Source organism: Bacillus cereus group sp. BceL291 (assembly GCF_051776705.1).
GTDB lineage: Bacteria > Bacillota > Bacilli > Bacillales > Bacillaceae_G > Bacillus_A > Bacillus_A cereus.
The window spans coordinates 1-13,958 of sequence record NZ_JBPWAP010000001.1 but is presented as its reverse complement, the minus strand read 5'-3'; the positions used below and the strand labels follow the sequence as shown (position 1 = coordinate 13,958).

The following is a 13,958-nucleotide window of genomic DNA, read 5'->3' as shown; positions in this document are numbered from 1 at the left end:
TTTTTACAGTCTTTCCGTTACAATAAAAGAACGTATGTTGGGTGTTTGGGCATAGTATGTTTTCAAGGGAAAATAAAAATGCTAAGTATGTAGAAATGGAGGGAGACGAGTGCACGAACATTTGAAAGAGAAGTTGGCTATTTTACCAGATCAACCTGGTTGTTATTTGATGAAAGATAAGCAAGGAACGGTTATATATGTCGGAAAGGCAAAAGTGCTTAAAAATCGTGTGCGCTCGTACTTTACTGGTTCACATGATGGGAAAACACTGCGGCTTGTAGGAGAAATTGTTGATTTTGAATATATTGTAACTTCTTCGAATTTAGAAGCACTTATTTTAGAGTTAAATCTAATTAAAAAATATGATCCGAAATATAATATTCAATTAAAAGATGATAAAACATATCCTTTTATTAAAATTACAGCGGAGAAGCAACCTCGCTTACTCATTACTCGAAACGTAAAAAAAGATAAAGGGAAATATTTTGGTCCTTATCCAAATGCACAATCTGCTCATGAAACGAAAAAACTGCTAGATCGTATGTATCCACTTCGGAAATGCACGAATATGCCAGATAAAGTTTGTTTGTATTATCATATGGGTCAATGTTTAGCGCCTTGTGTGAAAGAAGTGACGGAAGAACAAAATAAAGAAATTGTAGATGAAATTATTAAGTTTTTAAATGGTGGACATAAAGAAGTTCGTTCAGAACTAGAAATAAAAATGTATGAGGCCTCAGAGAAACTAGAGTTTGAACGTGCAAAAGAGTTGCGTGATCAAATTGCTCATATTGATGCGATTATGGAAAAGCAAAAGATGATTATGAGTGACTTAGTGGATCGTGATGTGTTTGGATATGCAGTGGATAAAGGATGGATGTGTGTTCAAGTTTTCTTCGTTCGAAAAGGAAAGCTAATTGAACGTGATGTTTCTATGTTTCCAATTTACGATGAACCAGAAGAGGGTTTTTTAACGTTTATCGGCCAATTTTATGAAAACAGTAGTCATTTTAAGCCGAAGGAAATTGTCGTTCCAGGAAGTATAGACTCGGAATTAGTAGAGCGCTTTTTAGAAGTGGAAGCGACGCAGCCGAAACGTGGTAAGAAAAAAGACCTTGTAGAATTGGCAAATAAAAATGCGAAGATTGCTCTTGAAGAGAAGTTTTACTTAATTGAACGTGATGAAGAACGAACGATTAAAGCGGTAGATCATTTAGGGAAGCAGCTTGGGATTGAAACGCCATATCGTATTGAAGCGTTTGATAACTCAAATATTCAAGGAACAAATCCCGTTTCTGCAATGATTGCTTTTATCGATGGGAAACCGGCGAAGAAAGAGTATCGAAAATATAAAATTAAAACGGTTCAAGGACCAGATGATTATGAGTCTATGAGAGAAGTTGTGAGGCGCCGTTATACAAGGGCGCTTAAAGAAAATTCACCTTTACCTGATTTGATTATTATTGATGGAGGAAAAGGCCATCTAGCGGCTGCAAGTGATATTTTAGAGAATGAGCTCGGATTATATATTCCGATGGCAGGTCTTGTAAAAGATGATAAACATAAAACCTCCCATTTAATTATTGGGGATCCACCGGAACCTGTGATGCTTGAGAGAAATAGCCAAGAATTTTATTTATTGCAGCGTATTCAAGATGAGGTGCATCGATTTGCGATTACATTCCATCGTCAATTACACGGGAAATCTGTTATTCAATCAGCATTGGATGATATTCCAGGAATCGGTGATAAACGGAAAAAGGTATTGTTAAAACATTTTGGTTCATTAAAGAAGATGAAAGAAGCTTCTATAGAGGAATTTGTCGAAGCGGGTATGCCGAAAAATGTCGCGGAGACGATTTATACGTATTTAACAGATAAGAAGACGTTGTAGTTTACAACGTCTTCTGTTTTTTGGTATAATTTCTGAAGATTTAAAATAAATGCATCTGAATGAAAATACAAAAAAGTCAACTAAACTGATATGTCTAGTTGACTGTAGGTAATGCTTACACTTCAATGAGATCTTTTATATCCCATTTTACAAGAAATGTAATAGAGTCAGAACGTTTTTTCTTTTCTTCGTATGACTCTGCAACGACGTTCCGTTGCTTTTGGATTTGTTCAGCGATGAATCCGGCTTCTAGTTGATAAGAAGAATGTCGTTTTTGTTTTTGACGTTCTGCGATGAGTGTGCCTTTAAGTTGGAACTGCATTTCACGACGCTTATGTTCAACAATGCTTAAAGTGCCCCAGCCAGCCTTTTCAAAGAACTGAATGACTTCTTCAATTGTTTCTAGCGGATATTTTCTTGCAAGGTTTCTACCAGACCAGTATAAAATACCATCTAAATCGTTGCCGATTAAATCAGGTAGTAATTCTTCACGTAGCAATTCATAAGCGAAGGCGTTCAATGAAACATCTTCTAAAGATGTTGTATCGATTGTATTTTTACTCACAATATTCCCCTCTTTCTATAGGGATTATTATATAACATTTCACATTTATAAAAACAGATTTTTCTTTAGGAAAATCTGAATATATAAGAAGAAAAAAAGAATTGGCAAATTATATGCAAATTATGTATACGTTTTCTTGACGCTTCGACAAAAATAGGAGTAAAATGAACTTGGTATCAAATTATGCTGAAATATTTCGAATAATTTTTTCAGTTTTTCTTATGCCAATAGTGAAAAAACATTATTGTCATAAACTAATCTGAAAACAGCAGTCAAACATTCAAGGGGGGTAATGGGGACATGAAAGGCCGCGAGTATACGTTTCGTAAGTGGCACTCATTAATGGGGGTCATCCCGGTTGGTGTCTTTTTGACGCAACATTTAATTGTAAACAACTTTGCAACACGAGGAGCAGAGGCTTTTAACAAAGCTGCAGGCTTTATGGAGCTCCTTCCATTCCGGTATGCGCTAGAAATTTTCATCATCTTTTTACCGATACTGTACCATGCTATATATGGCTTATATATTGCATTTACAGCTAAGAACAATGCGGTTTCTTACGGTTATTTCCGTAACTGGATGTTCGTTTTCCAAAGAATTTCAGGTATCGTTACGCTGATCTTCATTTCTTGGCACGTCTGGGAAACTCGTATTCAAGCAATGTTAGGTAAAGAGGTAAACTATGATATGATGGCAGATATTTTAAACAATCCAGCTATGTTTGCATTCTACTTAGTTGGTGTTGTTTCAACAATTTTCCACTTTGCAAATGGACTATGGACATTCTGCATCAGCTGGGGAATTACAGTATCTCCACGTTCACAAAGAATCTCTACTTATGTAACATTAGCTATTTTCTTAGGTTTATCTTATGTAGGTGTGAGTGCATTATTAGCGTTCATCGATCCACAGCTAGCAAACCAGTAAGGAGTGGGAGAGCATGAAAGGGAAACTTATAGTAGTCGGCGGTGGCTTGGCTGGCTTAATGGCAACGATTAAAGCGGCAGAAGCAGGAGTAAATGTTGAACTGTTTTCTTTAGTACCAGTAAAACGTTCACATTCTGTATGTGCTCAGGGCGGAATTAACGGTGCCGTAAATACGAAAGGTGAAGGGGATTCTCCATGGATCCACTTTGACGATACAATTTATGGTGGGGACTTCTTAGCGAACCAACCACCAGTTAAAGCAATGTGTGAAGCAGCACCTGGTATCATTCATTTAATGGACCGTATGGGTGTTATGTTCAACCGTACGGAAGAAGGACTTCTTGATTTCCGTCGATTTGGTGGAACGCAACATCACCGTACAGCATTTGCTGGTGCAACAACTGGACAGCAATTACTTTACGCATTAGATGAGCAAGTACGTCGTCACGAAGTAGCAGGACTTGTAACGAAATATGAAGGTTGGGATTTCTTACGAGCTGTTGTTGATGATGAAGGTGTGTGCCGAGGAATCGTTGCACAAGACTTACAAACTATGGAGATTAGAAGTTTCGGAGCAGATGCCGTGATTATGGCAACAGGGGGCCCTGGTATCATTTTCGGAAAATCAACAAACTCCATTATCAATACAGGTACAGCAGCTTCTGCTGTATATCAACAAGGCGCATATTATGCAAACGGTGAGTTCATTCAAATTCACCCAACGGCAATTCCTGGAGACGATAAATTACGTCTTATGAGTGAATCTGCACGTGGTGAAGGTGGACGTGTTTGGACATATAAAGATGGTAAACCATGGTACTTCTTAGAAGAAAAATATCCGGCTTACGGAAACCTTGTACCTCGTGACATCGCAACGCGTGAAATCTTTGATGTTTGCGTAGAGCAAAAACTAGGTATTAACGGTGAAAACATGGTGTACTTAGATCTTTCTCATAAAGATCCAAAAGAACTAGATATTAAACTAGGTGGAATTATTGAAATCTATGAGAAATTTACAGGGGATGATCCTCGTAAACTACCGATGAAAATCTTCCCAGCTGTTCACTATTCAATGGGCGGACTATGGGTTGATTATAAACAGATGACAAATATTCCAGGTTTATTTGCAGCAGGTGAGTGTGATTATTCTATGCACGGTGGTAACCGTCTTGGTGCAAACTCACTATTATCAGCAATTTATGGTGGTATGGTAGCAGGACCAAACGCAATTGAGTATATGAAAGGTCTTTCTAAATCATCTGATGCTGTTTCATCTACTGTATATGAGCAAAATGAATTAATCGAAACAGAGAAATTTAACAATATTTTAACGATGGATGGTAACGAAAATGCGTATGTTCTTCATAAAGAGCTTGGAGAATGGATGACAGATAACGTTACAGTAGTTCGTGAAAATAAAAAATTATTAGAAACAGATGCGAAAATTGAAGAATTAATGGCTCGTTACAAACGTATTAACATTAACGATACAGCAAGATGGAGTAACCAAGGTGCTTCATTTACACGCCAACTTGCAAATATGTTTGAGTTAGCACGTGTTATTACAATTGGCGCATATAACCGTAATGAGAGCCGTGGGGCGCATTACAAACCTGAATTCCCAAATCGTGATGATGCAAACTTCTTAAAAACTACGATGGCAAAATTTGAGGGAGAAGGAAATGCACCAGCATTCCATTACGAGGACGTTGATATTTCGTTAATTAAACCACGTAAACGTGATTATTCTTCAAAACACGATGTAGCTGCTAAGGGTGAAGAGAAGGGGGATAAACAACATGTCTGAGAAAACAATCCGCCTCATCATTACGAGACAAGACGGGCCAGATGCGCAAGCGTTTGACCAAGAGTTTGAAATTCCATATCGTCCGAATATGAATATTATCTCAGCACTTATGGAAATCCGTCGTAATCCTGTTGATTCAAAAGGGAACCAAACAACTCCGATTGCATGGGATATGAACTGCTTAGAGGAAGTATGTGGTGCATGTTCGATGGTGATTAACGGAAAACCACGTCAATCATGTACGGCACTTATCGATCAATTAGAGCAACCAATTCGCTTAAAACCGATGAAGACATTCCCGGTTGTACGTGACTTGCAAGTTGATCGTAGTCGCATGTTTAATGCTCTAAAACGCGTTAAAGCGTGGATTCCAATTGATGGTACGTATGACCTAGGTCCAGGACCAAGAATGCCTGAGAAAAAGCGTCAATGGGCTTATGAGCTTTCAAAATGCATGACATGTGGTGTTTGCTTAGAATCATGTCCAAACGTAAACAGTAAGTCTGACTTTATTGGACCAGCACCGTTATCACAAGCTCGCTTATTCAACTCACATCCAACGGGTGAAATGCATAAAGCAGATCGCTTACGTGCAATTATGGGAGATGGAGGACTAGCAAACTGTGGTAACTCTCAAAACTGTGTGCAATCATGTCCGAAGGGTATTCCTTTAACAACTTCAATTGCGGCATTAAACCGTGATACAACAATTCAATCGTTCAAAGATTTCTTTGGTAGCGATAATAACTATTAATAAATATTGCCTCTTCATATCGAAGAGGCAATATTTATAACTTTATTTTTCTGTTTATTCTGTTTATTTAAAGGTGAAAAGGGGAGATAACAATGAAGAGGATTTCTTATATTGAAGACTTTGAGCAATGGGAAAGTGGTTTTTCGTTTTACAACCCTGTAAAGGTTCGTTTTGGTGAAGTAGATATGTTTGGACATGTAAATAATGTCGTTGCTTTTACTTATTTTGAAGAAGCTCGTATTGCGTTGTTTAAAGAACTTGGATTTATGCAAGAGTGGACACATGCATCATCAGAAACGATGATCGTTGTTGCGGATTTACAATGTAATTTTATTAAGCAAATATATTTTGATGAACAGCTGAAGGTGTATGTAAAGGCAGGATCGGTCGGGAATTCTTCTTTAGATTTACATTATATGGTGAAGAATGCAGCAGGAGAGGTTTGTTTAGTAGGTCGTGGAATGATGGTTCAAGCGTCGAAAAAAACAGGAAGAGGCGAACCATGGCCTGAAGAATGGAAGAAGAAATTACTACAATAATAGAGTGAAAGAAAAATAAGAGAGCAATTTGCTCTCTTATTTTTTGTCTTCCATCGCTTCTTCTAATGTTAAGTGATGTTTATATAGGTATGTAGCGTATGGATTACCAACGTAGCGTAAGTGCCATGGTTCATATGCATATTCTGTTGTATCTGTTTTATCTTCTAAGTAACGAATGACAAAGCCGAATTCATGAGCGTGTTCTGCGACCCATTTTCCTTCTGCTGTCTCTCCGAAGATAGGCTCTAATTGAAATTTAGCTGATTTTGAACTAATATCCATTGCTAAACCCGTTTGGTGTTCACTTGTACCAGGAATTGCGCTTACCGAATTAGCTTCGGCTTTTCCTTGGCGTCTAACGTATGTATCATGCAACGATTTTTGGCGTTTGTATGAACGATAACCAGATACAGCTGTAAGATCAAGCCCTTCTTTTTTCGCAGCTTTAAACATGTTTTCAAGTGCCTCTGCAGCATCTTTTCGCAGCAATGTTTTTTCTTTATCTTTTGGACTAATAAATGGTACATTTGGTCTCGTTAAGTCTTCAGGAATGTATCCATCTGGTAGTTTTCGATGTTTATTAATTAAGACAAGATTAGATTTGGGATTTGTTACCACTGAAAAGTCATTGTCTATTTTCTTTGCATTATGATCAGCTTTTGGAAAAGCAGGAATCTCTTCTTTTTTATGGTTATTATGCTTTTGACTTTCGACAGCTTTTGCTTCATTATGTAGTGGTGTTTTAGAACCAAAGTAAGCGAAAGATGTGATCCCGATTACAATAGTAGTGGCAGAAATAATTATTATCTTTTTCATGATGCCTTGTAATCACAGTCCCTTCTTAATAAAATGTGTAATGTTTTTTTTATTATAAATCTAGTTTGTTGGAAAAGGAATATAAGAGTCATAACGTAATAGAAATGCAAAGAAAATGTCAGAAAATGTGTGAATTTGTAGTATTTTTTTATATAATTCATTTCTTATCTTTCATGAAATGCATTTTTTATGTAATATATATACATAAGAAGATGTAGCGATTATCGAGAATAGAGAACTTCTTGTATAGACTGGGAGTGAATGGGAATGGATTTTGCAACAATTATTGGACTTATTTTAGGATTTGTAGCAGTGATAGTAGGGATGGTCGTCAAGGGCGCTGACATAACAGCCTTATTAAATCCTGCCGCAGCATTAATTATTTTTATCGGTACATTTGCTGCAGTATGTATTGCATTTCCGATGAATCAACTAAAAAGGGTTCCAAAACTATTTAAAGTTCTTTTTGGTTCAAATAAAAAGGATTTAAGTTATGAACAGTTGCTAGAATTATTTGTTCATTGGACATCTGAAAGTAGAAAATACGGTATTTTGTCTTTAGAGCAACAATTAGACAAAATTCAAGATGAATTTCTTTTGCGCGGTATGAAATTTGTGATTGATGGCGTATCCGCAGAAGATTTGGAGCAGATTTTGGAATCTGAATTAGAGGCAATTGAAGAAAGACATGCAAAGGGAGCTGCTATTTTTTCACAAGCTGGTACGTATGCACCGACATTAGGAGTTTTAGGTGCTGTTATCGGTCTTGTAGCTGCGCTTGGTAACTTAACTGATATTGAAAAGTTAGGTCATGCTATTTCGGGTGCGTTTATTGCAACGATTTTTGGTATTTTTTCAGGTTATGTATTATGGCATCCATTTGCAAATAAGTTAAAGCAAAAATCTTCAGCTGAAATTGAGAAAAAACGTTTAATCATTGATTGTTTATTAATGTTACAAGAAGGTACATATCCGTTTATTATGAAGAACCGCATTTTAGGTGCACTTTCTGCAACTGAGCGTAAAAAGCTAGAAAAAGGAGCAGAAAAAAATGCGGAGTAAGAAAAATAGAAGAGGCAAAAAGAAAAAACATGATGAGCATATCGATGAAACATGGTTAATCCCATATTCTGATATGTTAACGTTGTTATTTGCATTGTTTATCGTTTTATTCGCAATGAGTAGTATAGATGCTGCGAAGTTTAAACAGATGGCAGTTGCTTTTCGAAGTGAATTAGCTGGGGGAACAGGTAACAAAGAATTTTTAAGTGATCAAAAGCCAAATGATGAAAAAGAATTATCAGCAAGTAGCCTTGAGGCAGAACAAACAAAAAAACAAGAAGAAGCTAGAGCTAAAGAAAAAAAAGAGATGGATGAATTGAAAGCATTACAAAAAAAGATTGATCAATATATTAATGAAAAACAATTATCCTCTTCTTTTCAAACTAAATTAACTGAAAAGGGATTAATGGTGACAATATTAGAAAATATACTGTTTGATTCGGGGAAAGCAGATGTGAAATTAGAATCTTTAGGGATTGCAAAAGAGATGTCTAGCTTACTTGTTTCAGCGTCACCTCGTGAAATTACAGTATCGGGTCATACGGATAATGTCCCTATTGCCAATGCGCAGTTTGCGTCGAATTGGGAATTAAGTACGCAGCGGGCAGTTAATTTTATGCAAGTATTACTGCAAAATAAAGAATTACAACCAGAAAAATTTAGTGCGATTGGATACGGAGAATACCGTTCAATTGCTCCAAACGATACACAAGAAGGAAAGGCAAAGAATAGACGTGTGGAAGTATTTATCTTGCCTTTAACAGAGAAAGTAAAATAAAAGAGGATGGCGAATGCCATCCTCTTTTATTTTACTTCAAATGATTTTAAGTTGTCGCGACGGATTTTATCTTTTTCTGCATCTGATTTTTTGAAATCATAATCATATAAAGCGCCTTCCCAATCGCCATACATTGGATTCGGGAAAATAATGAATTTCTCACCAAATTGTGCTTTTGAATCTGCTACTGTTTGGTTACGATCTTTTACAGATTTTCCATCAAAACCTGTGAAATCAGATAAGTTATCACCGAAGAATAAGACAATATCATGAGTTTGAGAAACGAGTTCACGGCGTTTTTCTTTTCCTTTTTCTTTCGGATCTTGTAGTAATATATGTTCTTTCGTTGCTTGAGGAGCACCTACACGCTCAAGATTTTTAATTGTCGCATCTAGTTGATTCGTTTTACGATTTGAGATGTAGTAAATATCTACACCTTTAGACTCTGTATATTTTAAGAAATCAATTGCGCCTGGAAGGGCTTCAGCCTCAGCTTTGTTAATCCAATCATCCCATTTGTAAGGATAGCCTTTGCCTGTTTTTACGCTCATTGCTTGATGAGGACTGTTATCTAAAACAGTTTCGTCTAAATCAAGCACGATAGCAGGTTTTTTCTCTGTCCCTTTTGCAAGAATTGCATCAAGCTTTAATTGACCAATGTTGTACCCTTGGTAGTAAAGTGCTTTCGTTTCACCGGCTGTTTGATACCATAAATCAGCCATTAATTGTTGTTCTGTTAATTTTACTTTCTCTTCTTTTGCCACTGTTTTCTCTGGTGTTCCTGAACATGCTACAAGTGATGTAGATAGAACCGCTACAGATAATAAAGTGGTAATGCCCCTCTTCATCTTCATATGTATCCTCCTTGATGTTAGAAAATCATTTTATATTATATATTAAAATATAATATTTTTATATGAACATTTGCATATTGTCTTTTGTATATATAGTAGTATGTCCTATATTAGAAAGATGAGCAAAATAATAATAGTTGTTTTGACAATTTTTATTGTCGTAATGACAATTATAATTGACAAAAAGAACTTTGTTATTTACAATTTTAACTAAATAGAACAAATGATGGATTAATGACGATGTTTACATATAAGAGGATGAAGCGTGGTGCTATATTTTGTCTTGAATAAACATAGTCTTTGAAAGAGAGTACGAATGATACTAAAGGGGAGGCTTTATACTTGAGTTTACAAATTCAAAACTTAACGAAACAATTTGGGGAATCAAAAGCAGTTAACGGTTTGCAAATTTTGTTACCAAAAGGTGAAGTACTAGGGTTACTTGGACGAAATGGTGCAGGGAAAACAACAACAATCAAAATGCTTCTCGGATTATTAACGCCTAATGAAGGTTCGATTACATGGGATGGAAAAGCATTTGGAAATAGTGGTGTAACAATTGGGTATTTACCAGAAGAAAGAGGTCTATATACAAAAAGTAGAGTAATAGATCAGCTGCGATATTTTGGTAGATTAGAAGGAATGTCGAAGAAAGAAGTAGATCATGCTATTGATCACTGGTTAGAGCGTTTAGCGATACCAGAATATAAATTTAAAACGGCTGGAGAGCTTTCAAAAGGGAATCAGCAAAAAATCCAATTAATTGCTGCTCTTCTTCATAATCCGGAACTTCTCATTTTAGATGAACCATTCAGCGGTCTTGATCCAGTTAATGCTGGGATGTTAGCTAGTATTATTGAAGAACAAGTACAGAGCGGAAAGACGATTATTTTATCAAGTCATCGTATGGAACAAGTAGAGGCTTTTTGCCAACATGTATGTATTTTGAAAAAAGGTGAAGCAGTCGTAAAAGGACAGCTAAGTGATATTAAGAAAGAATACGGTTTCCGTAATTTAACGATTGAAGATACAGTAGAGAATGAAAAGGGATTAGAAGCTATACATGTATCGTATGAAAAACAACAAGGCCTTCTTTATGTGAAAGTACAAGACGATGCGGAAGCTCTCAAGATTTTGCAACAGTTGCAAGAGCAAGGTGTTAGCTTACGACAATTCAAAATGTTAGAGCCGACGTTAAACGAAATCTTTGTAGAGAGGGCGAAATAACGATGCGTAAATTTTCTCACGTATTTTCATTTTATTTTAGGGAAGCATTTTTATCTAAAAAATCATTAATTACGAGTGCGATTTTATTTTTAGTTGTGTTTGGGATTTTTGCATTTAATCATTTTACTTCAGGCGATGATAAAAATAAGGATAAAGATAAAATTGCAGTTGTAGTAGAGAGTTCCACATATAAAGTACAAAAAGATGAGCTAAATAAGCTATTGCCATCAGCAAAAATAACAATTGGTTCAAAGGATGATTTTGATAAACTGCATAAGCAAGTAGAAGAAGGCGATTTAGATGGTCTATTCCATGTGACGGAAAAGGATGGGGCTCCATCGATTACATATATGTATAATGGATTTCCAAGCCAAGCAACTTCTGCAATTATGGCAGGATATTTAAAGCAACAATATACGATGGTGACGATTGCCAAAAATAATGTTTCACCAGAAATTGCACAGCAATTACAAACAGAAATTCAAGTAAAGCAAGAAGCGATAAAAGATCGTACATCTTCTTTCGGAATTGCCTATTTCTTTACATTTGCTTTATATATGTTTATTGTAGCGTTCGGAAATACAATCGCAATGAATATTGCATCTGAAAAGGCGTCACGTGTAATGGAAGTAATGCTTCCGAAAGTGAAGCCTCTTACGATGATGTATGCGAAAATTTTAGCGGTTGTTTCAACGGCGTTATTGCAACTTGTCATATTGGCGTGTGGTTATCTTATTCCATATTTGTTAGGTTGGGTCGATTTAGAAAGTGCCTCACTATTTGGTATTCCAATTGACTTTACGAAATTAGATGTAAAGGTTATCAGCATGTTTCTTGTTTATTTCATTACGGGATATTTACTTTATGCGATGATGTATGCTGCTGCTGGAGCTGTCGTGTCTAAGACGGAGGATTTACAAGCTGTATCTTTCCCGGTAATGATTTTAATTATGGCTGCATTCTTTATTAGTATTAAATCATTAAGTGATCCGAATAGTACTATCGTCGTTGTAAGTTCTTACGTTCCCTTTTTTACACCGATGGTTACCTTCTCACGTATTGTAGCTGGTGAAGCAGGTATGCTAGAAATTACGATAACATTAGCAGTCTTATTGGCGACAATTGCGGTATTAAATGCTGTTACAAGCCGCATTTACGTAAACGGCGTAATGAATTACTCAGATAAAGTGAAATTTAAAGATTTAGCGAAATTTATAAAGCGTCAATAATGAGAGAAAAGCATGATTTCCTATTGAAATCATGCTTTTTCTTTATGTATAAATTAAAAATAGTATATAATGATAAGAGTCGTCTTTTAATAGAATGAATAAAAAGGAGGGTGTGCAGATGGGGATTAGTAGTCGTTTTACAGTAGGTGTTCATATGCTGACATTACTTGCGATAGATCGAAACTCTCGCTGTACCTCTGAATGGATTGCCGGTAGTGTGAATACAAATCCAGTTGTGATTCGTCGCATTACAGGAATGTTGAAGAGAGCAGGACTTGTTGATGTACAAGCTGGTAAAGGTGGTACGACACTTGCTCGAGATTTAGAAGAAATTACATTACTTGATGTATATAAAGCAGTGGAAGTTGTAGAAGAAGGACAGCTATTTTCCTTCCATGAAAATCCCAACATTGAATGTCCAGTAGGAGCTAATATTCAATCAGTATTAGAAATTATTTTAATGCAAGCGCAAGAAGCGATGGAAAACGTACTTGCAAATGTAACGGTAGATCAATTAGTTACAAATTTAAAGTCTAAAATGAAAGAATAAAAAAAAGCGAGCTTCCTCATAATGAGGGCTCGCCTTTTTTTATTCAGAAATATTGAAAATTCTATTTTTCAGTATTTAAAATGAATTTACCTACGATAGCTGCGAAGATACCACCAAGAATTGGTGCTACGATGAATACCCATAGTTGAGAAAGTGCTTCTCCACCAACAAATAAAGCTGGTGCGATACTACGAGCTGGGTTAACAGATGTTCCAGTTAACGGAATTCCTAATAAGTGAATTAAAACTAATGTGAAACCAATTACTAGTCCAGCTAAAGAAGAACTTCCTTTTTTACCTGTTACAGCAACGATAACTAAAATAAATACGAAAGTTAAAATGAACTCAACTAAAAATGCTCCAGATAAACCAAGAGTTCCGAAACCATTTTGTCCTAAATTATCTAAAGGTGTTTTAGCAGATTTTAAAATTGTTACTAACGTTGCAGTTCCTAATAAACCACCTAAAATTTGAGCTAATACATAATAACAAAGTTCCATAGCGTTCATTCGTTTGTTGATGAACATAGCTACTGATACTGCTGGGTTAATGTGACATCCAGAAATTGTTCCGATGCTATATGCCATAGCTACAATAGATAGACCGAAAGCCATAGCGATTCCTAATGTTCCAATTCCTTCAATTCCGCCGCCAGTGACGGCTACTCCAGTTCCGAATAATACAAGTACAAATGTACCAATAAATTCAGCGATTGCTTTTTTTAACATAATTTACCTCCTATTAATGCGCATGAAACGTATTATAACATAAGTTTTAGTATAAAGAGCCAATGAAATACTATTCTGATAAGGCGAAATAGGGGGACAATAAAAAAGAGTATGGTTCTGGTCATCTCCCTGTCAAGTAGACAGTAATAAAAAGAGTATTATGCCACGGCCTTTTCCCGATATTCTATCGGGGAAAGGCCGTGAAGTTTTTCTTGGAATCTTTCTGTAT

The 13,958-nt window shown here is 36.0% G+C and carries 15 protein-coding genes; 10 read left to right on the top strand and 5 right to left on the bottom strand.

Annotation, left to right across the window (positions count from 1 at the left end):
* Nucleotides 1-109: 109 nt before the first annotated feature.
* A complete protein-coding gene (gene uvrC / locus ACS2CR_RS00075) occupies nt 110-1,894 on the top strand; it encodes an excinuclease ABC subunit C (RefSeq protein ID WP_000544296.1) in 1,785 nt (594 codons plus the stop codon).
* Between the two features lie 115 nt (nt 1,895-2,009).
* Here uvrC and ACS2CR_RS00070 read toward each other — a convergent pair whose 3' ends face one another.
* Nucleotides 2,010-2,459 (bottom strand): YslB family protein, encoded by a 450-nt coding sequence (locus ACS2CR_RS00070; protein WP_000042226.1) that lies wholly within the window; start codon nt 2,457-2,459, stop codon nt 2,010-2,012.
* Between the two features lie 300 nt (nt 2,460-2,759).
* Here ACS2CR_RS00070 and sdhC point away from each other — a divergent pair, with 300 nt between their 5' ends.
* From sdhC to ACS2CR_RS00050, 4 genes are all read left to right on the top strand, one after another.
* Complete coding sequence (sdhC, locus tag ACS2CR_RS00065) at nt 2,760-3,386, top strand: succinate dehydrogenase cytochrome B558 (protein ID WP_000678354.1); 627 nt, start codon at nt 2,760-2,762, stop codon at nt 3,384-3,386.
* 13 nt (nt 3,387-3,399) lie between these two features.
* The gene (gene sdhA, locus ACS2CR_RS00060; RefSeq protein WP_000676750.1) at nt 3,400-5,193 is read left to right on the top strand and encodes a succinate dehydrogenase flavoprotein subunit; all 1,794 of its coding nucleotides are present in this window, start codon (nt 3,400-3,402) and stop codon (nt 5,191-5,193) included.
* Nucleotides 5,186-5,947, top strand: coding sequence for a succinate dehydrogenase iron-sulfur subunit (sdhB, locus tag ACS2CR_RS00055; protein WP_001291827.1), 762 nt, complete (start codon nt 5,186-5,188; stop codon nt 5,945-5,947). The genes sdhA and sdhB overlap by 8 nt, the downstream gene beginning before the upstream one ends.
* Nucleotides 5,948-6,039: 92 nt before the next feature.
* The gene (locus tag ACS2CR_RS00050) at nt 6,040-6,486 is read left to right on the top strand and encodes an acyl-CoA thioesterase (protein WP_000822734.1); all 447 of its coding nucleotides are present in this window, start codon (nt 6,040-6,042) and stop codon (nt 6,484-6,486) included.
* A gap of 36 nt (nt 6,487-6,522) precedes the next feature.
* Here the strand turns inward: ACS2CR_RS00050 and ACS2CR_RS00045 are convergent, their stop codons facing one another.
* On the bottom strand, nt 6,523-7,302 hold the full coding sequence (locus ACS2CR_RS00045; protein ID WP_000720201.1) for a M15 family metallopeptidase: 780 nt from the start codon (nt 7,300-7,302) through the stop codon (nt 6,523-6,525).
* A 267-nt stretch (nt 7,303-7,569) separates the two neighbouring features.
* On the opposite strand from ACS2CR_RS00045, the gene motA reads away from it, so the two are divergent.
* Both motA and motB read left to right on the top strand, forming a co-directional pair.
* On the top strand, nt 7,570-8,364 hold the full coding sequence (gene motA, locus ACS2CR_RS00040; RefSeq protein ID WP_000344852.1) for a flagellar motor stator protein MotA: 795 nt from the start codon (nt 7,570-7,572) through the stop codon (nt 8,362-8,364).
* On the top strand, nt 8,354-9,142 hold the full coding sequence (motB, locus tag ACS2CR_RS00035) for a flagellar motor protein MotB (protein ID WP_001256735.1): 789 nt from the start codon (nt 8,354-8,356) through the stop codon (nt 9,140-9,142). The genes motA and motB overlap by 11 nt, the downstream gene beginning before the upstream one ends.
* 26 nt (nt 9,143-9,168) lie before the next feature.
* Here the strand turns inward: motB and ACS2CR_RS00030 are convergent, their stop codons facing one another.
* The gene (locus ACS2CR_RS00030; protein WP_000782768.1) at nt 9,169-9,996 is read right to left on the bottom strand and encodes a 5'-nucleotidase, lipoprotein e(P4) family; all 828 of its coding nucleotides are present in this window, start codon (nt 9,994-9,996) and stop codon (nt 9,169-9,171) included.
* A gap of 342 nt (nt 9,997-10,338) precedes the next feature.
* Here ACS2CR_RS00030 and ACS2CR_RS00025 point away from each other — a divergent pair, with 342 nt between their 5' ends.
* The 3 genes from ACS2CR_RS00025 to ACS2CR_RS00015 all read left to right on the top strand — a co-directional run bounded on the left by ACS2CR_RS00025 (nt 10,339) and on the right by ACS2CR_RS00015 (nt 13,002).
* Nucleotides 10,339-11,223 (top strand): ABC transporter ATP-binding protein, encoded by an 885-nt coding sequence (locus ACS2CR_RS00025; RefSeq protein WP_053514512.1) that lies wholly within the window; start codon nt 10,339-10,341, stop codon nt 11,221-11,223.
* A gap of 2 nt (nt 11,224-11,225) precedes the next feature.
* Nucleotides 11,226-12,452: an ABC transporter permease gene (locus ACS2CR_RS00020; protein WP_053514511.1), complete on the top strand. Its 1,227-nt coding sequence runs from the start codon at nt 11,226-11,228 to the stop codon at nt 12,450-12,452.
* Nucleotides 12,453-12,570: 118 nt separating this feature from the next.
* Nucleotides 12,571-13,002: an Rrf2 family transcriptional regulator gene (locus ACS2CR_RS00015; protein ID WP_000512998.1), complete on the top strand. Its 432-nt coding sequence runs from the start codon at nt 12,571-12,573 to the stop codon at nt 13,000-13,002.
* A gap of 61 nt (nt 13,003-13,063) precedes the next feature.
* Here the strand turns inward: ACS2CR_RS00015 and ACS2CR_RS00010 are convergent, their stop codons facing one another.
* Together ACS2CR_RS00010 and ACS2CR_RS00005 are read right to left on the bottom strand one after the other, a co-directional pair.
* On the bottom strand, nt 13,064-13,729 hold the full coding sequence (locus ACS2CR_RS00010; protein WP_000913213.1) for an aquaporin: 666 nt from the start codon (nt 13,727-13,729) through the stop codon (nt 13,064-13,066).
* Between the two features lie 158 nt (nt 13,730-13,887).
* Nucleotides 13,888-13,958 (bottom strand): IS3 family transposase (locus tag ACS2CR_RS00005; protein ID WP_325782447.1); only part of this gene is annotated, 71 nt, incomplete at its 5' end.

Bases quoted from the DNA above. Each gene is read 5' to 3' on its own strand.
- sdhC (WP_000678354.1), top strand. From the start codon at position 2,760: ATGAAAGGCCGCGAGTATACGTTTCGTAAGTGGCACTCATTAATGGGG.
- sdhA (WP_000676750.1), top strand. From the start codon at position 3,400: ATGAAAGGGAAACTTATAGTAGTCGGCGGTGGCTTGGCTGGCTTAATG.
- sdhB (WP_001291827.1), top strand. From the start codon at position 5,186: ATGTCTGAGAAAACAATCCGCCTCATCATTACGAGACAAGACGGGCCA.
- ACS2CR_RS00050 (WP_000822734.1), top strand. From the start codon at position 6,040: ATGAAGAGGATTTCTTATATTGAAGACTTTGAGCAATGGGAAAGTGGT.
- ACS2CR_RS00045 (WP_000720201.1), bottom strand. From the start codon at position 7,302: ATGAAAAAGATAATAATTATTTCTGCCACTACTATTGTAATCGGGATC.
- motA (WP_000344852.1), top strand. From the start codon at position 7,570: ATGGATTTTGCAACAATTATTGGACTTATTTTAGGATTTGTAGCAGTG.
- motB (WP_001256735.1), top strand. From the start codon at position 8,354: ATGCGGAGTAAGAAAAATAGAAGAGGCAAAAAGAAAAAACATGATGAG.
- ACS2CR_RS00030 (WP_000782768.1), bottom strand. From the start codon at position 9,996: ATGAAGATGAAGAGGGGCATTACCACTTTATTATCTGTAGCGGTTCTA.
- ACS2CR_RS00020 (WP_053514511.1), top strand. From the start codon at position 11,226: ATGCGTAAATTTTCTCACGTATTTTCATTTTATTTTAGGGAAGCATTT.
- ACS2CR_RS00015 (WP_000512998.1), top strand. From the start codon at position 12,571: ATGGGGATTAGTAGTCGTTTTACAGTAGGTGTTCATATGCTGACATTA.
- ACS2CR_RS00010 (WP_000913213.1), bottom strand. From the start codon at position 13,729: ATGTTAAAAAAAGCAATCGCTGAATTTATTGGTACATTTGTACTTGTA.